Genomic DNA, 14,664 nt, shown 5'->3' on the forward strand with positions numbered 1-14,664 from the left:
CCGGTCATTCCGCGAACACGCGCTCGCGGCTCCGGCGGACGGTGGGGAGGATGATGGCGGCCAGCAGCACGCCGGTGAGAACCAGCAGCGCGAGGCTGATCGGCTCGCGCAGGAAGACGGTCGGATCGCCGCGCGACAGGATCATGGCGCGCCGCAGATTCTCCTCCATCATCGGCCCCAGCACGAAACCCAGGAGCAGCGGCGCCGGCTCGAAGCGCAGGGCCTGCAGGACCCAGCCGAGAAGCCCGAAGACGGCCGTCGTCACGAGGTCGAACGCGCTGTTCGACACGCCGTAGACGCCGACGCAGCTGACCAGCACGATGGTCGGGTAGAGGAAGCGGTAGGGCACGCGCAGCAGCCGCACCCACAGCCCGACCAGCGGCAGGTTCAGCACGATCAGCATGGCGTTGCCGATCCACATGCTGGCGACCACGCCCCAGAACAGGTCCGGCTCGGCCTGCATGATGCGGGGGCCGGGGGTGATGCCGTGCAGCATCAGCGCGCCGATCATCAGCGCCATGACCGCGTTGGACGGCAGCCCGAGGGTGAGCAGCGGAATGAAGGAGGTCTGCGCCGCCGCGTTGTTGGCCGATTCCGGCCCCGCCACCCCCTCGATGGCGCCGCGCCCGAAGCGCGAGGGGTCGCGCGCCAGCTTCTTTTCCACGGTGTAGGAGGCGAAGGCGGCCAGCGCCGCGCCGCCGCCGGGCAGCAGCCCCAGCGCCGATCCGATCACCGATCCCCGCGCGATGGCGCCGGAGGAATCGCGCAGATCCTGCCGGCTCGGCATCAGCGAGCCGTGCGGGATGACCTGCCCGCCGTCGCGCTCCTGCCCGATCAGGATGCGGATGATCTCGCCGATGCCGAAGACGCCCAGAGCCACCGGGACGAAGCCGATGCCGTCGGCCAGGGCCTGGATGCCGAAGGTCAGGCGCTGCTCCCCGCTGTTGACGTCGGTTCCGACGAGGCCGAAGAGCAGCCCGAGGACGATCATCGCCAGCGCCTTGACGAAGGACCCCTGCGCCAGAACGATGGCCCCGACCAGCCCGAGGACCATCAGCGAGAAATAGTCGGCCGGACCGAAGCGGATGGCGACGCCGGCCAGGACCGGCGCGAAGAAGGCGACGATCCCGGTCGACAGCGTGCCCGCGATGAAGGAGCCGATGGCGGCGACCGCCAGGGCCGGACCGCCGCGCCCCTGGCGCGCCATGGCATGCCCGTCGATGCAGGTCACCACCGACGAGGTCTCTCCCGGCATGTTGAGCAGGATCGACGTGGTCGATCCGCCATACTGGGCGCCGTAATAGATGCCGGCCAGCATGATCAGCGCGCCGGTCGGCTCGAGCGAGAAGGTGAAGGGCAGCAGGAGCGCGATGGTCAGCAGCGGCCCCACCCCGGGCAGGACGCCCACGAAGGTGCCGAGCAGCGCCCCGGCGAAGCAATACAGCAGGTTGGCGGGAGAGGCCGCGATCGACAGCCCGTGCGCGATCCCCCGAGCGAATCCATCATGACGCCGGTCGATCCTCTCTCATTGCAGCGTCGGCCAGATCTTCAGCGGCATGCCGAGAATCCCGACGAACAGGGCCGGCACCGCGACGGCGAGAACCGCCGCCAGCGCGGCGATCTCCCGCTTGCGCGTTCGGCGGCTGGCCAGCCCTGAGCCGATCACCGCGACGGCGCTGGCCGGAACCACGCCCAGCGTGTCCACCAGCCCGCCGAACAGCAGGATGGCCCCCAGGATCAGCCCGGCGGGCCGCAGCGCGGAGCGCAGGTCGATCCCCCCGCCGTGGCCCTGTTCCCACAGGCCCCGGACGGCGATGACGCCGCCCAGCAGGACGAGGATCAGCGCCACCAGGGCGGGCATCGCCCCCGGGCCGAGCTGGCGCGCCGTTCCCAGAGGGTAGCTGGCGACGATGAAGGCGCCGGCCGCCGCGCCCAGGGCGGCCAGCGCGAGGCCGGAGGCCAGCTCCTCAGTTCTGCGGATGTTCGATGCCATGTCGCTGCTCCGTGGAATGCCGGCGCCCGAGCGCCTCGTCGAAAAGCGTCACCGCGTCGGACAGGGATGCGGGCGGCACCCCGCCCAGGCGTTCCTTGAGGCCGAGGCCGGCGAGCTGCGACAGGCGGGCCGCCACCGCGCGGCTCATCGCCGGCTCCAGCCCGACCGCGGCGACGGTGTCCGCCGACTGCGCGGCCTCCAGCGCGCGGCGCCCGGAATGGACCGTGTCGGAGCGCACCAGGAATTCGACGAAGTCGAGCGCGGGGCGCCGCTCGAACAGCTCCAGGAAGCCGCCCAGAACCTCCGCCTCCACATCGTGGCGCCGCGCGGCGGTCAGCGCCTCGACCAGCAGGGTTTCCAGCCCTTTGGTGAGGATGCTGCGCAGGATCTTCACCGCCGCCGCCCGGCCCGGCTCCGGCCCGACGACGCGGATGCCGGTCCCGAAGGGGGCCAGCCTCGCGGCAAGCTCCTCCGCCCTCCGGCCCGCCGCCAGAAGCGGCACGCGGTGCAGGTCGGAGGCCGGTGCTCCCATGATCGCGACGTCGACGAAGCGTCCGGGAACGGCGTTCAGCCGACCGCCGACCGTGGCCTTCACCTCCGGCGACAGTGAATTCACGTCGGCGTAGATCGCGTCCGCCGCGACGTGCGGAGCCACCGTAGTGGCGGCGTTGTCCGCCGCATCCTGCGTCACGCTGGAGATGAGGATGTCCCGATCGGCGAGCGCCGCCGGATCGAAGGCGAGGGCGAGCCCCAATTCGTCCGCCCGGCGCAGGGCGAGGCGGCGCTCGGTCGGGCCGGGCGGCGCGTCGTAGGCGACGATGTCGCCCGCCCCGGCGGCGATCAGGCCCCGTGCGAAGCTCGATCCCACCTCGCCGAAGCCGATGATTCCGATGCGGGGGATGCCGGTGTGGGAGATGGGAGTGCTGGGATTGACCATGCCGCTCACCATTTGCTGGGGTGCAGGATCGCCGCGGCCTCGCGCGCCGATCCGCCGGAGGAGAGGGCGCCGAGAAGCGCGCTTTCCTGGCTGGCCGCCGCCTCCGCCCGTTCGATGACCTCCAGGATCAGCGCGGCGGGCACGAAGAGCAGCCCGTCGTCGTCGCCCAGCACCAGATCGCCGGGATGAACCTGGATGCCGGCGATGGTGACCGGCCCGTTGAACTCCGCCAGCTCCAGCCGGTGCTTGCCGGTGCGCGGCGTGACGCCCGCCGACCAGACGGCGAGGCCGCCCGCCTTGATGTTGGCGCTGTCGCGCACCGCGCCGTCGACGACGATGCCGGCCAGACCGGCGGCGATCGACGCCGTGGCCAGGATGCCGCCGAAGCTCGACGCCTCGGCCACCCCGCCGGCGTCGATGACGAAGACGTCGCCGCGCCGGGTCAGGGTGATCTGGTCGATGCCGCCGCCCTTCGGCCGGTGGCCTGAGGCGATGGAGAATCCCGGCGCGCGCGCCGCCGGAATCTGCCGCGCCGTGATGGCGGGGCCCGCCACGCGCCGTCCCCCCTCCAGCGGCGGCAGGCGCCGCCGGGGAACCGCGCTGTCGTAGCCCAGCCCGTCGAGGATGTCGGCGACCTGGGAGGTCAGGTCGGGCAAGGCGAGATAGCGCTCGATGATCGCGGCGTCGGGCCGGTCGATGGCGACGCGGCGGACGATGGCGGGGTCGAGCAGGCCGAGCAGCCGGTCGGAATAGACGGCCAGCTCCTCGGCGATTTTCGGATCGGTCATCGCTCCCCTCAGCTCGGCTTGATACCGGCGGTCTGGATCACCTGCTTCCACTGCGCGTAGCCGGCGGCGATCTCCGCGTCGAAGGCCGCGGGCCCTTCGTTGACCAGGGCCATCCCCGCCTTTTCGGTGATGGCGACGTAGTCCTTGTCCTTGGCGAAGCCCACGATGTCGGCGTGCAGCCGGTCCACGACCGCCGTCGGCGTCGCCGACGGTGCCAGCAGGCCGAGCCAGGAGCGGGCGGCGAAGTCCTTCAATCCGGCTTCGCCGAAGGTCGGGATCTCCGGCGCGAAGGGGCTGCGCTCCGGCAGCGCCACGGCCAGGGGCCGGATCTGGCCGGAACGGAAGTAGGGCAGGGCCGTGGACAGCACCAGGAATCCGGCCTGGATGCGCTTGCCCAGCAGTTCCGAGATGATTTCCCCTTGGCCCTTCAGCGGCACATGGACGATGTCGATCCCGGTGAGCTGCTGGAGGAAGGCGGTGCTGAGATGCTGGCCCGACCCGATGCCCGCCGTGCCGTAATTGTATTTGCCAGGGTTGGCCTTGATGTGGGCGAGAACCTCGGCGGCGTCCTTGCCGGGCAGCTCCGGATCGACGGCGAGCACGCTGGCCTGATCGGCGACCAGCACCACCGATTTGAAGTCCTTGAAGATGTCGTAGCGCACCGCCGTGGACAGAGCCGGCACCGTCACATGGTTCGACGAGGCGAACAGGAAGGTGTGGCCATCGGTGGACTTGGCGACGTAGTCGGTGCCGACCGCCGCCCCGGCGCCGGGCCGGTTCTCGACCACGAAGGGCTGCGGATGAAGCTTCGACAGCCGGTCGGCCAGCGCGCGGGCCAGCAGATCGGTGCCACCGCCGGGCGGGAAGGGAACGACCAGCCGCACCGGCTGCGTCGGCCAGGACGCGGGTGCCGCGGCCCGCGCCGCCGGGGCGGCGACCCCGGCCAGGGTGGTCGCGGCGGCGCCGGCCAGGGCAGCGGTCAGGAAGGAGCGCCGGTCAAGCGCGGGAAACCGATCTCGGGACATGGCGGTCCTTCGTCTTTCGTCAGCGGTTGGCGTCGAACGGTTCGGGATTGGGATGGACGCCCAGCGCGCTGTTCACCCGGTTGGAGAAGTTGAAGTAGGCGGCAATGGCCGCGGCCTCCAAAATCTCCCGCTCCGACAGGCCCACCGCGCGCAGCCCGTCGAGGTCCGCCGGTTCGATGGTCCAGGGACGCTCGGTGATCAGCACCGCGTAATCGACGATGGCCCGTTCGCGCGGCGTCAGGTCGGCGCGGCGGTAGTTCACCTCCACCAGCCCGACGAAGCGGGGATCGCCGGTGATCTCGCGCAGCTTGCCGGCGTGCCCCCAGACGCAGGGCTCGCACCGGTTCTGCACGCTGACGGCGAGCGCGATCAGCTCGCGCTCGCGGCCCGTCAGCCCGTCCGTGAAATCGACGGTCACCGACCGGCTGAGCGCTTCCTGCGCCAGGACCAGCGCCGGGATGTGCGCCAGCACCGATTGGGTGTTGCGGATGTAGCCGCGGACGGACACCGAATGCTCGAACAGGGCGTCGGTGCGGTCGTCCTGGGGCGGCGCGGGCAGGCGCAGCCAGGACACGCTCTCGGCGGCGGGGGCGGCAGCCGTCGTCTTCTTCACAGGCATCGTTCTGCTCCTCCTGTTCACGCTTGCAGGCTCTGGCCGGTCTGGGCCAGGAGCGCGTCGTAATTGCCGATGTCCCAGGTGGTCTTGCCGCTCTGGAGGTCGGCGCGCAGCCGCTCCTCCTTCTCCAGCCGGGCGCGGGAGGCCGTCAGGACGGCCTCGACCTCGTCCAGCGGAACGACGACGAGGCCGTCGTCGTCGCCGACGATCAGGTCGCCCGGATGCACCGTGACGCCGCCCACGACGATGGGCTGAGCGATCGGCCCCAGCGTCGCCTTCACCGTCCCCTTGATGGAGATGGCGCGGGAGAAGATCGGGAAGCCGATGTCGCGGATCGCCGCGGCGTCGCGGACGCCGCCGTTGGTCACCAGACCGGCGAGCCCCAGCGACTGGGCGGAGGTCGCCATCACGTCGCCGAACGAACCCTGCTCGGTGTAGTCGCCGGCGTCCACCACGAGGACGTCGCCCGGACGGGCCAGCTTCATCGCGGCGTGGATGGTCAGGTTGTCGCCCGGCTGGGTCTTCAGCGGGAAGGCGGCCCCGACGATGCGCAGGCCCGGCCAGATCGGCTTGATCGCCGAATCGACGGCGCCGCGGCGGCCCAGCGCCTCATGGACGGTGGCGGCGCCGATCGTCGCGAAGGCCGCGACCTGCTCGGGGGTGGGGCGGGGGAAATCGGTGCGGATGCTGGTCATGTCGGAATGGCTCCCAAGCCCGCGTCACGCGGTCGCGGCGATTTTGAAGGTAGAGGGGGGACCGCGGCGGGGGAACTCGTCGCGGTGGTCGCGCAACCCCTTGCCCGACAGCGGTTGATAGGGGTGACGGCGCAGCACCTCGACATCGAGATCGACGCCCAGGCCCGGCGTGTCGGGGATGTCGACGTAGCCGTCGGCGATGGTCAGCCCCTGAAGGGCCAGCTCCCGCGTCGGCTCGACGAGGTTCACGAACAGCTCGGCAATGGTGAAGTTGGTGACCAGCGCCGACAGGTGGACCGTCGCGGCCAGACCGACGATGGGGCTGTTGAAGTTGTGCGGGCTGACCGCGATGGAATGCGGCTGCGCCAATGCTGCGATGTCGAGCATGGCGAGGATGCCGCCGACGGCGCTGATGTCCGGGTTGATGATGTCGGCGGCGCGCTTCTCGAACAGCGGCAGATATTGCTCCTTGGTGTAGAGCGCTTCGCCCGACACGATGGGGACGTTGGTCGTGCGCCGCACCTCCGCCGTCAGGTCGAGGTTTTCCGGCGGGCAGGGCTCCTCGTACCAGGCGATGCCGAATTCGCGCAGGCGCTCGATCAGGCGGATCGCGTGGTTCGGCGACAGGCGGCGGTGGCCGTCGATGAGCAGTTCCACGTTCGGGCCGACCGCCTCGCGCACCGCGCGGACGTTCTCCACGGCGTGGTCGAGGTCCTTCGGATCGACGTAGTTGCGCCACGGGCCGGGGATCGGGTCCCATTTCAGCGCGTCGTAGCCCTGCGCCACCACCGCGGCGGCGCGGTTCGCGGTGTCGTCGATGGAGGACGCGCCGAACCACCAGCCGTTGGCGTAGACCCGGATCTTCTCGCGGACGGCGCCGCCCAGCAGCTTGTGCACCGGCAGGCCGGCGCGCTTGCCGACGATGTCCCAGGACGCGATCTCGACCGCGCTCAGCGCGCACAGGAAGTCGACGGAGGTCCGGCGGATCGAGAAATCGTCGAGCAGTGTCTGGGCGAGCTGGCGGATGTTCCAGATCTCGCGCCCGATCAGAAGCGGTGCGATGGCGTCCACATAGGCGGCGACGACCTTTTCCTTGCCCGCGGTGACGTAGCCCTCGCCCCAGCCGTAAATCCCGCTCTCCGTTTCGATGCGAACGAAAAGAAGATTCTTGGCGCGGCCAGGATTGAAGAAAAAGCTCTCAACCCTCGCGATCTTCATGAGAACTCCCAGGGTATGAAGCGCCGCCGTCGAAGGAACGGCCACGCGCAGTCAATGAGATGACTTCGACCGGAAGCGAGTGCCGCCGGATTTTTTCTGAAAAGACGGTAGTTTTTCTCCGGGCGTGGAAACAACAGTCCCGCCCTGTATCGAGAGCAGACTATTGCCTATAGACAGAGTAGGAATCAAGAGGTAAATTACAAATCAAGAGACGATCGGTTCATCCGATTTTCCAATCATGAAAATGTGCAAAAGCACCCCCAGAGCTGCAACCATGACGTTATTCGCTTTCACCGTGCGGCGGACGCTCGCGGCCGCGCCGATGGTCATCGTCATGATCGTCGTGAACTTCCTGCTGCTGAAGGCGGTCCCCGGCGATCTGGTCGATGTGATGGCCGGCGAGAGCGGGATCGCCACGGCGGAGCAGATGGCCGATCTGCGCGCGCGGTTCGGGCTGGACCGCTCGGCGCTCGACCAGTTCCAGGCCTATCTGTCCCAGCTCCTGCGGTTCGATCTGGGCTTCTCCTTCCGCTACAACCGGCCCATCGCCGACCTTGTGCTGGAGCGGTTGCCGGCGACGGCGCTGCTCGTCACCGTGGCGGTTCTGGCGGCGGTGGCCGTCGGCGTGGCGGCGGGGGTCCTGGCCGGGCGCCGTCCGGGGGGCCGCTTCGACCGGGCGGTGTCCGTCCTGTCCTCCCTGATCTTCGCCGTGCCGTCCTTCTGGATCGGGCTTGTCGGGATCGTGCTGTTCGCCGTCCAGCTGCGCTGGCTCCCCATTGGTGGCTACGCCACGGTGGGCGCGCCGGGCGCCGGCTGGCCGCACGCGGTGGACGTCGCCGCCCATCTCGTGCTTCCCGCCGCCACGCTGGGGCTGGGCTACGCCGCCCTCTACGCGCGGGTCACGCGGGCCGCGGTGATCGAGACGAGCCGGCTGGATTTCGTGCGCACCGCGCGGGCCAAGGGCATTTCCGAGACGCGGGTGACGCTGCGGCACATCCTGCGCAACGCGCTGCTCCCCGTGGTGACTCTGAGCGGCCTGAAGCTCGGCTCGATGCTGGGCGGGGCGGTGGTGGAGACGGTGTTCTCCTGGCCCGGCCTGGGGCGTCTCGCCTTCGAGGCGGTGGCCGACCGCGACGTGAACCTGCTGCTCAGCCTCTTTCTCTGCAATTCGCTTCTGGTGATCGTCATGGGCATCCTCGTCGACGTCTCCTACGCCGCGCTCGACCCGCGGATCGAGGTGACGGCGTGAGCGCACGGTTCTCCTTTTCCACGCCTTCCACGTTGCGGCTGGGGGTGCTCTGCGTGGCGCTCCTCGCCCTGCTGGCGGCGGCGGCCGGCCTGCTGCGGCCGGGCGATCCCATGGCGATGGTCGGGCCGCGTGGTCTGTGGCCGCTGACCGACGGCGCCTTCCCGCTCGGCACCGACCAGCTCGGGCGGGACGTGGCGGCGCAGCTCCTGTTCGGGGCGCGGGTGTCGCTGGCGGTCGGCGTCGGGGCTGCCGCGGTGGCGACGCTGATCGGCGTCGGGCTGGGCGCCGTGGCGGGCTATTTCGGCGGGGTGGCGGACCATCTGCTGTCGCGGCTGTGCGACTATGTCCAGACGCTGCCGTCTTTCCTGTTGTCCATGGTCCTGGTCGCCGTGCTGGCGCCGTCCATCGGCAGCGTGATGCTCGCCATCGGCCTGACCTCCTGGCCGGAGATCGCCCGGTTGACGCGGGCGGAGGTGCTGCGGATACGCAACGCCGACTGGGTGCTGGCGGCGCGGACGATGGGGCTGGGCCACGGCCACATCCTGCTGAACCATGTGCTGCCCAACGGCATCGCCCCGGTGGTGGCGATGATCACCGCGGTGGTCGCCCACGCTGTTCTGGTGGAGGCGGCGTTGGCCTTCCTCGGCCTCGGCGACCCGAACCTCGTGTCCTGGGGGGCGATGATCGGCAACGCGCGGCCTCTGCTGCGCACGCTGTGGTACCTGATGGCGCTGCCCGGCCTCGCCATCTTCGCCACGGTGATGGTCTTCACCCTGCTGGGCAACGGCCTGTCGGAGCGGCTCGACCCGCGGGAGGCCGCGCGATGACCCCTGGTAAACCGTTGGCGGCCGAACCGCTGATCGCGGTGCGCGACCTGTCGATCGCCTTTGCGGGCACCAGGGCGGTGGACGGCCTCTCCTTCACCGTGAGGGCGGGCGAGGTGACGGCGCTGGTCGGGGAAAGCGGCAGCGGCAAGACGGTCACCGGCCTGTCCATCGCCGGGCTGGCTCCGCCGGAGGCGCGGATCACCGGCCGCGTGACCCTGGCCGGTGCGGACATCCTCGGCCGGACGCCCCGTCAGAGGCGCTTGGCCGGGCATCCCGCGGTGTCGATGGTTTTCCAGGACCCGCAGGCGGCGCTCAACCCCGTCCTGACCATCGGCGACCAGATCGTCGAGGCCGTGCGCGCCGACGGGCGGACCGGCGCCCGCGCCGCCGCCGCCCGTGCGCTGGAGCTGCTCGATCTGGTGCGCATCCCCGAGCCGGGGCGCCGCTTCTCCGAGTACCCGCACCGCCTGTCGGGCGGGATGCGCCAGCGCGTGGTGATCGCCCTGGCGCTGGCCACGTCGCCGGTCGCGCTGGTCGCCGACGAGCCGACGACGGCGCTCGACGTCACCATCCAGGCGCAGATCCTCCAGCTTCTGATCCGGTTAAAGGACGAGCTTGGCATGGCGCTGTTGCTCATCACCCACGACCTGGGCGTGGTGGCCGAGGCGGCGGACCGCGTCCTGCTGATGCGCGACGGGCGGCTGCTGGAGGACCGTAGCGTCCGCGATTTCTTCGACGGTCCCCGCCACCCCTACGGCCGCGCTCTGCTGGCCGCGCGGCCGGGACGCCGGACGCGCGGGGGACCCAGGCCGCGCCTCGCCGACACCTCGGTGCCTTTTGTGATCTCCGGGGAAGGGGGCTGAGCATGCTGACCATCAAAAAGCTCCGCGTCACCCACCGGACGCGCAACGGCACCGTCCACGCGGTGGACGGAGTGGACCTCACCCTGCGGCGCGGCGAGACGCTGGGGCTGGTCGGGGAGTCCGGCTGCGGGAAATCCACGCTGGCGCGGGCGGTGATGCGCCTGACCGCCCCGGCGTCGGGCCGCATCCTCCTCGACGGGACCGACGTGACGCGGCTGACGGGGAGGGCGGCGGCGCCCTTCACCGCCAGGGTCCAGATGGTCTTCCAGGACCCTGCCGCCTCGCTCGATCCGCGCTACACGGTGGCGCGGGCCATCGCCGAACCGCTGCTGCCCACCGTCCGCGACGCGGCGGAGCGGGCGCGGCGGGTGGTGGCGCTGATGGACGACGTCGGGTTGGCCCGCGCGCTGGCCGACCGCTTCCCGCACCAGCTCTCCGGTGGGCAGAGGCAACGCGTGGCCATCGCCCGCGCCATCGCGCCCCGGCCCGATTTCGTCGTCCTCGACGAGCCGGTCTCGGCGCTCGACGTGTCCCTGCAGGCCCAGGTGCTGAACCTGCTGGTCGATCTCCAGGAGCGGCATGGGCTGGCCTACCTGTTCATCGGCCACGACATCGGCGTCGTCCGCCACATGGCCGACCGGGTGGCCGTGATGTATCTCGGGCGGGTGGTCGAGATCGGCGACTGGTCCGACGTGGTGGACGAGCCCGCCCATCCCTACACCCGCGCGTTGATGGCCGCGGCCCCCGCCGCCCACCCGGACGCGGGACGCGCCGCGACCAGGACCGTCCTGGCGGGCGAGTTGCCCAGCCCCTTTGCCCCGCCGCCGGGCTGCGCCTTCCACACCCGCTGTCCGCTCGCCGTCGAGCGCTGCCGGCGCGAGGCGCCCGCCCTGCGTGACGCCGCCGACGGCCGCCGCGTCGCCTGCCATCTGGCCCCGACGCCATCGGCCGAAACAATTCCGACCGAAACCAACACCTTTCGTCCCCTGAGGAGACTTCCGTGATCCCCATCGAACGCCGTTCCTTCCTCGCCCTGACCCTTGGGGCCTCCGTCCTCGCCGCCGGGGCGGGGCGCGCCTTAGCCGCGGCGGGGCCGGTGAAGGGGGGGACGCTGATCGCGGTCATCAACCCGGAACCCCCGATCCTCACCAACACCGTCAACAACCACTTCAGCGTCAACGTGGTGTCGCCGAACATCTACGACGGGCTGCTGAGCTACGATCAGCAGATGAACCCGATCCCCGCCCTGGCGGAGCGGTTCGAGCTGTCGCCCGACAAGCTCTCGATCACCTTCCACCTGCGCAAGGGCGTCACCTGGCACGACGGCACGCCCTTCACCTCCCGGGACGTGGCCTACAGCGTGCTGGAGCTGTGGAAGAAGCACCACCCGCGCGGCCGCACCACCTTCGGCGACGTGACGGCGGTGGAGACGCCGGACGCATTGACGGCGGTCCTGCGCCTGTCCCGCCCCTCGGCGATCATCCTGAACGCGCTGTCCGCCGCGGAATCGCAGGTGCTTCCCGCCCACCTCTACGAGAACACCGACCCCCGGACCAACCCGCGCAACATCAACCCGGTCGGCACCGGCCCCTTCCGCTTCGTGGAGTGGAAGCGCGGCGAGTACATCGCCTTCGAGCGCAATCCCACCTACTGGGACGTCGGCAAGCCTTATGTGGACCGTCTGATCTTCCGCATCATCCCCGACGCCGCGTCGCGCGCCGCGGCCTTCGAAACCGGGGAGGTGGTCTACGGCCCCTTCGACCCGATCCCGCTGGCCGACGCGGCCCGCCTGCGCGCCAACCCCGAACTGGCGCTGACCACCGCCGGCTATCAATGGCTGTCGCCCTTCTTCACCTTCGAATTCAACGTCAAATCCAAGATCACCGGCGATGTGCGGGTCCGCCGGGCCATCGCCCACGCCATCGACCGCAAGGGGCTGATCGAGGCCGCGTGGTACGGCTTCGGCACCCCGGCGACCGGCCCGATCCCGCATTACCAGAAAGCCTACACCAAGGACGTGGCCGGCTATCCCTTCGACCCCGCGGCGGCGGAACGGCTGTTGGACGAGGCGGGGTACCGGCGCGGTGCCGACGGAGTCCGCTTCGCGCTGTGGCACGACTATTCCAACGACACCGAGTCCCAGCAGAACACCGCGGAGTTCCTGCGCCAGAACCTGAAGGCGGTGGGCATCGACCTGAAGCTGCGCGCCGCCGACCTGCCGACCTATTACAAGCGGGTCTACACCAATTACGATTACGACACCCGCTCCGGCCAGTTCTCGGCGATGATCGACCCGTCGCTGGGGCTGTACCGGCTCTACGCCACCAGCTCCATCGCGCCGGGCGTGCCGAATACCAACGGCGCCCAGTATTCCAACCCCGAGCTGGACGCGGTGATCGAGACGGCGCTGCGCGAATCCGATCCGGCCAAGCGGACGGAGGCGTTCCACGCCTGGCAGCGCATCGCCATGACCGACCTGCCGAACATCCCGCTGTTCGAGCTGGAGCGCGTCACGCTGCACAGCCGCCGGGTCAAGGGGCTGGAGGACCGGCCCGACGCCGCCTTCTCCTCGCTGAAGAACCTGTGGCTGGAGGGCGGGGCGTGACGGCGACCGTCCCGCCACGTCCCCGCATCGCCGTGATGGGAGCCGGCGCGGTCGGCGGCTACATCGGCGCCCGCCTGTTCGCCGAGGGCGAGGACGTGACGCTGGTCGATGGCTGGGCGGAGCATGTCGCGGCGGTCGCCCGCTCCGGCCTTGCCATCACCGGCGCGCGGCCGGAGGAGGACGAGACCGTGCGCGTCCCGATCCTGTCGGAGGATCGGCTGGCCGACCTCGGCCCCATCGACGTCGCCATCGTCGCCGTCAAGTCCTGGGACACCCGGCGGGTGGCGGAGCTGCTCCGCCCCCGGCTGGCCCCCGGCGGATTTGTCGTCTCGGCCCAGAACGGCCTGAACGAGCCGGTGATCACGGAGGTTGTCGGCGGGGACCGCGTCGTCGGGCTGATCGCGGCGCGCATCGGGGTCGAACTCGACGGCGCCGGGCGCATCCTGCGGCGGGTGTCCCGCGGCAGTCCGGGGATTCCGGTCTTCCGCATCGGCGAGCCCGACGGGCGGACGACGCCGCGCCTCGAAGCGCTGCGCGCTCTCGTCGCCAAGGTCGATTCCGTGACGGTGACCGGCAACCTGACCGGCGAGCGCTGGTCGAAGCTGGCGGCCAACGCCATGCGCAACGGCCTTTCCGCGGCGACCGGCCTGTCGATCGACGCGATGGACCGCGACCCGCTGCTGCGCCGCTTCGGCATCCGGCTGGCCGGGGAGGCGGTGCTGATCGGCGAGCGGCTTGGCCTGCGGCTGGAAGGGATCGGCGGCACGCCCGCCGCCCTGTTCGCCCGCGCGGCCGAGGGCGACCGCGCGGTGCTGGCCCGGGTGGAGGAAGCGCTCTTGGCCTCCGCCGTCTCCGGCAAGGCCGCCGGGCAGCGTCCCTCCATGGGTCAGGACATCCTCAAGGGCCGGCGGACCGAGGTCGAGGAGATCTACGGGCCGGTCCTCGCCCGCGCTGAGGACACCGGCATCGACGCCTGGGCAAACCGGCGGGTGCGCGACGCCGTGCGCCGCATCGAGAGCGGGGCGGCGCGTCCGGATCCCGCCTTTTTCCAACTGGACCCCTTCGGCGACACCACGACCGAAGGCCATGATTGAGAAGGACCGACAGAGCATGAGCAACCGACCCGATACCAAGCGACCCGACTTCGATTTTCCCCGCCCCACCCCGGCCCAGATCGCGGCCTTCAAGGGGGTGACCGCCGCCACCGCGCACGAGGCGCAGGGTCGGCGCGGCGCGCTCGATTCGATCATCAAGCCGTTGCGGCCCGGCTTCCGCATCCTGGGGCCGGCTTTTCCCGCCCAGGGGCAGCCGGGCGACAACCTGACCGCCCATGCGGCCATCTCCTTCGCCCGTCCCGGCGACGTGATCGTCTATTCGGCCGGCGGTTTTGTCGACGGCGCGTCCTTCGGCGACACCATGGCCACGGCGGCGCTCGCCCGCGGCCTGGGCGGCGTGGTGATCGACGGAGCCGTCCGCGACGCCGCGGAACTGCGCAAGCTGGACCTTCCGGTCTTCGCGCGGGGAGTCAGCCTGCGGTCGCGCGGCGACAAAGCACGGCTCGGCCCGCTCGCCCAGGCCGTCGAGGTGGGGGGAATCCGGGTTGAACCCGGCGACCTGATCATCGGCGACGACGACGGCGTGGTGGTGATCCCGCTGGCCGATCTCGACGAGGTGGCCCGCGTCTCGCGCGAGAAGGAGGCGAAGGAGGAGGAGTTCCGCAGCCGGTTCCGCGCCGGCGGCGCCACGACCTGGGACCTGTTCGGCGCCGGGATTCTGGCGAAGAGCGGCTACCGGCTGGCCTTCACCGAAACCGGGGCCGACATCGTTCCGGTGTGAGGACAGGCAGGG

The 14,664-nt window shown here is 70.7% G+C and carries 15 protein-coding genes; 7 read left to right on the top strand and 8 right to left on the bottom strand.

The window, feature by feature from the left end:
• Positions 1–4 precede the first annotated feature (4 nt).
• The 8 genes from Sp245p_RS28750 to Sp245p_RS28785 are packed head-to-tail and all read right to left on the bottom strand — an operon-like array spanning position 5 to position 7,272.
• Positions 5–1,486, bottom strand: coding sequence for a tripartite tricarboxylate transporter permease (locus Sp245p_RS28750; protein ID WP_165360022.1), 1,482 nt, complete (start codon positions 1,484–1,486; stop codon positions 5–7).
• 39 nt (positions 1,487–1,525) lie between these two features.
• Complete coding sequence (locus Sp245p_RS28755; RefSeq protein WP_014242386.1) at positions 1,526–1,993, bottom strand: tripartite tricarboxylate transporter TctB family protein; 468 nt, start codon at positions 1,991–1,993, stop codon at positions 1,526–1,528.
• Positions 1,968–2,930 carry an NAD(P)-dependent oxidoreductase gene (locus Sp245p_RS28760; protein ID WP_158310430.1) on the bottom strand — a complete coding sequence of 321 codons (963 nt, stop codon included), beginning with the start codon at positions 2,928–2,930 and terminating at the stop codon, positions 1,968–1,970. The genes Sp245p_RS28755 and Sp245p_RS28760 overlap by 26 nt, the downstream gene beginning before the upstream one ends.
• A 5-nt stretch (positions 2,931–2,935) precedes the next feature.
• A complete protein-coding gene (locus Sp245p_RS28765; RefSeq protein ID WP_014242388.1) occupies positions 2,936–3,718 on the bottom strand; it encodes an RraA family protein in 783 nt (260 codons plus the stop codon).
• A gap of 8 nt (positions 3,719–3,726) precedes the next feature.
• Positions 3,727–4,743, bottom strand: a complete 1,017-nt coding sequence (locus Sp245p_RS28770; RefSeq protein ID WP_014242389.1) for a Bug family tripartite tricarboxylate transporter substrate binding protein — start codon at positions 4,741–4,743, stop codon at positions 3,727–3,729.
• 19 nt (positions 4,744–4,762) lie between these two features.
• Positions 4,763–5,362: a peroxidase-related enzyme gene (locus Sp245p_RS28775; RefSeq protein ID WP_014242390.1), complete on the bottom strand. Its 600-nt coding sequence runs from the start codon at positions 5,360–5,362 to the stop codon at positions 4,763–4,765.
• Between the two features lie 17 nt (positions 5,363–5,379).
• Positions 5,380–6,054, bottom strand: a complete 675-nt coding sequence (locus Sp245p_RS28780) for a 4-carboxy-4-hydroxy-2-oxoadipate aldolase/oxaloacetate decarboxylase (protein ID WP_014242391.1) — start codon at positions 6,052–6,054, stop codon at positions 5,380–5,382.
• 24 nt (positions 6,055–6,078) lie between these two features.
• Complete coding sequence (locus tag Sp245p_RS28785; protein WP_014242392.1) at positions 6,079–7,272, bottom strand: mandelate racemase/muconate lactonizing enzyme family protein; 1,194 nt, start codon at positions 7,270–7,272, stop codon at positions 6,079–6,081.
• A gap of 274 nt (positions 7,273–7,546) precedes the next feature.
• Between Sp245p_RS28785 and Sp245p_RS28790 the strand changes: the two genes are divergently transcribed.
• Genes Sp245p_RS28790 through Sp245p_RS28820 form a run of 7 tightly spaced genes read left to right on the top strand, consistent with a single transcriptional unit; the run spans position 7,547 to position 14,652 of the window.
• The gene (locus Sp245p_RS28790) at positions 7,547–8,521 is read left to right on the top strand and encodes an ABC transporter permease (RefSeq protein ID WP_014242394.1); all 975 of its coding nucleotides are present in this window, start codon (positions 7,547–7,549) and stop codon (positions 8,519–8,521) included.
• A complete protein-coding gene (locus Sp245p_RS28795; RefSeq protein WP_246119818.1) occupies positions 8,518–9,348 on the top strand; it encodes an ABC transporter permease in 831 nt (276 codons plus the stop codon). The genes Sp245p_RS28790 and Sp245p_RS28795 overlap by 4 nt, the downstream gene beginning before the upstream one ends.
• Complete coding sequence (locus tag Sp245p_RS28800) at positions 9,345–10,211, top strand: ABC transporter ATP-binding protein (RefSeq protein WP_082188275.1); 867 nt, start codon at positions 9,345–9,347, stop codon at positions 10,209–10,211. The genes Sp245p_RS28795 and Sp245p_RS28800 overlap by 4 nt, the downstream gene beginning before the upstream one ends.
• A 2-nt stretch (positions 10,212–10,213) precedes the next feature.
• Positions 10,214–11,215 (top strand): ABC transporter ATP-binding protein, encoded by a 1,002-nt coding sequence (locus tag Sp245p_RS28805; RefSeq protein WP_063958416.1) that lies wholly within the window; start codon positions 10,214–10,216, stop codon positions 11,213–11,215.
• Entirely contained in the window at positions 11,212–12,816 is a 1,605-nt protein-coding gene (locus Sp245p_RS28810; protein ID WP_014242396.1) for an ABC transporter substrate-binding protein, read from the top strand. The genes Sp245p_RS28805 and Sp245p_RS28810 overlap by 4 nt, the downstream gene beginning before the upstream one ends.
• The gene (locus tag Sp245p_RS28815) at positions 12,813–13,910 is read left to right on the top strand and encodes a ketopantoate reductase family protein (protein ID WP_014242397.1); all 1,098 of its coding nucleotides are present in this window, start codon (positions 12,813–12,815) and stop codon (positions 13,908–13,910) included. The genes Sp245p_RS28810 and Sp245p_RS28815 overlap by 4 nt, the downstream gene beginning before the upstream one ends.
• Before the next feature lie 16 nt (positions 13,911–13,926).
• Positions 13,927–14,652, top strand: a complete 726-nt coding sequence (locus Sp245p_RS28820; protein ID WP_109139130.1) for an RraA family protein — start codon at positions 13,927–13,929, stop codon at positions 14,650–14,652.
• The last annotated feature ends 12 nt before the right edge of the window (positions 14,653–14,664 follow it).

It is taken from the genome of Azospirillum baldaniorum (assembly GCF_003119195.2).
GTDB classification, from domain to species: Bacteria; Pseudomonadota; Alphaproteobacteria; order Azospirillales; family Azospirillaceae; genus Azospirillum; species Azospirillum baldaniorum.

Excerpts from the sequence above, each read along its gene's own strand:
- Sp245p_RS28755 (WP_014242386.1), bottom strand. The coding sequence starts at position 1,993 with ATGGCATCGAACATCCGCAGAACTGAGGAGCTGGCCTCCGGCCTCGCG.
- Sp245p_RS28760 (WP_158310430.1), bottom strand. The coding sequence starts at position 2,930 with ATGGTCAATCCCAGCACTCCCATCTCCCACACCGGCATCCCCCGCATC.
- Sp245p_RS28765 (WP_014242388.1), bottom strand. The coding sequence starts at position 3,718 with ATGACCGATCCGAAAATCGCCGAGGAGCTGGCCGTCTATTCCGACCGG.
- Sp245p_RS28770 (WP_014242389.1), bottom strand. The coding sequence starts at position 4,743 with ATGTCCCGAGATCGGTTTCCCGCGCTTGACCGGCGCTCCTTCCTGACC.
- Sp245p_RS28775 (WP_014242390.1), bottom strand. The coding sequence starts at position 5,362 with ATGCCTGTGAAGAAGACGACGGCTGCCGCCCCCGCCGCCGAGAGCGTG.
- Sp245p_RS28780 (WP_014242391.1), bottom strand. The coding sequence starts at position 6,054 with ATGACCAGCATCCGCACCGATTTCCCCCGCCCCACCCCCGAGCAGGTC.
- Sp245p_RS28785 (WP_014242392.1), bottom strand. The coding sequence starts at position 7,272 with ATGAAGATCGCGAGGGTTGAGAGCTTTTTCTTCAATCCTGGCCGCGCC.
- Sp245p_RS28790 (WP_014242394.1), top strand. The coding sequence starts at position 7,547 with ATGACGTTATTCGCTTTCACCGTGCGGCGGACGCTCGCGGCCGCGCCG.
- Sp245p_RS28800 (WP_082188275.1), top strand. The coding sequence starts at position 9,345 with ATGACCCCTGGTAAACCGTTGGCGGCCGAACCGCTGATCGCGGTGCGC.
- Sp245p_RS28805 (WP_063958416.1), top strand. The coding sequence starts at position 10,214 with ATGCTGACCATCAAAAAGCTCCGCGTCACCCACCGGACGCGCAACGGC.
- Sp245p_RS28820 (WP_109139130.1), top strand. The coding sequence starts at position 13,927 with ATGAGCAACCGACCCGATACCAAGCGACCCGACTTCGATTTTCCCCGC.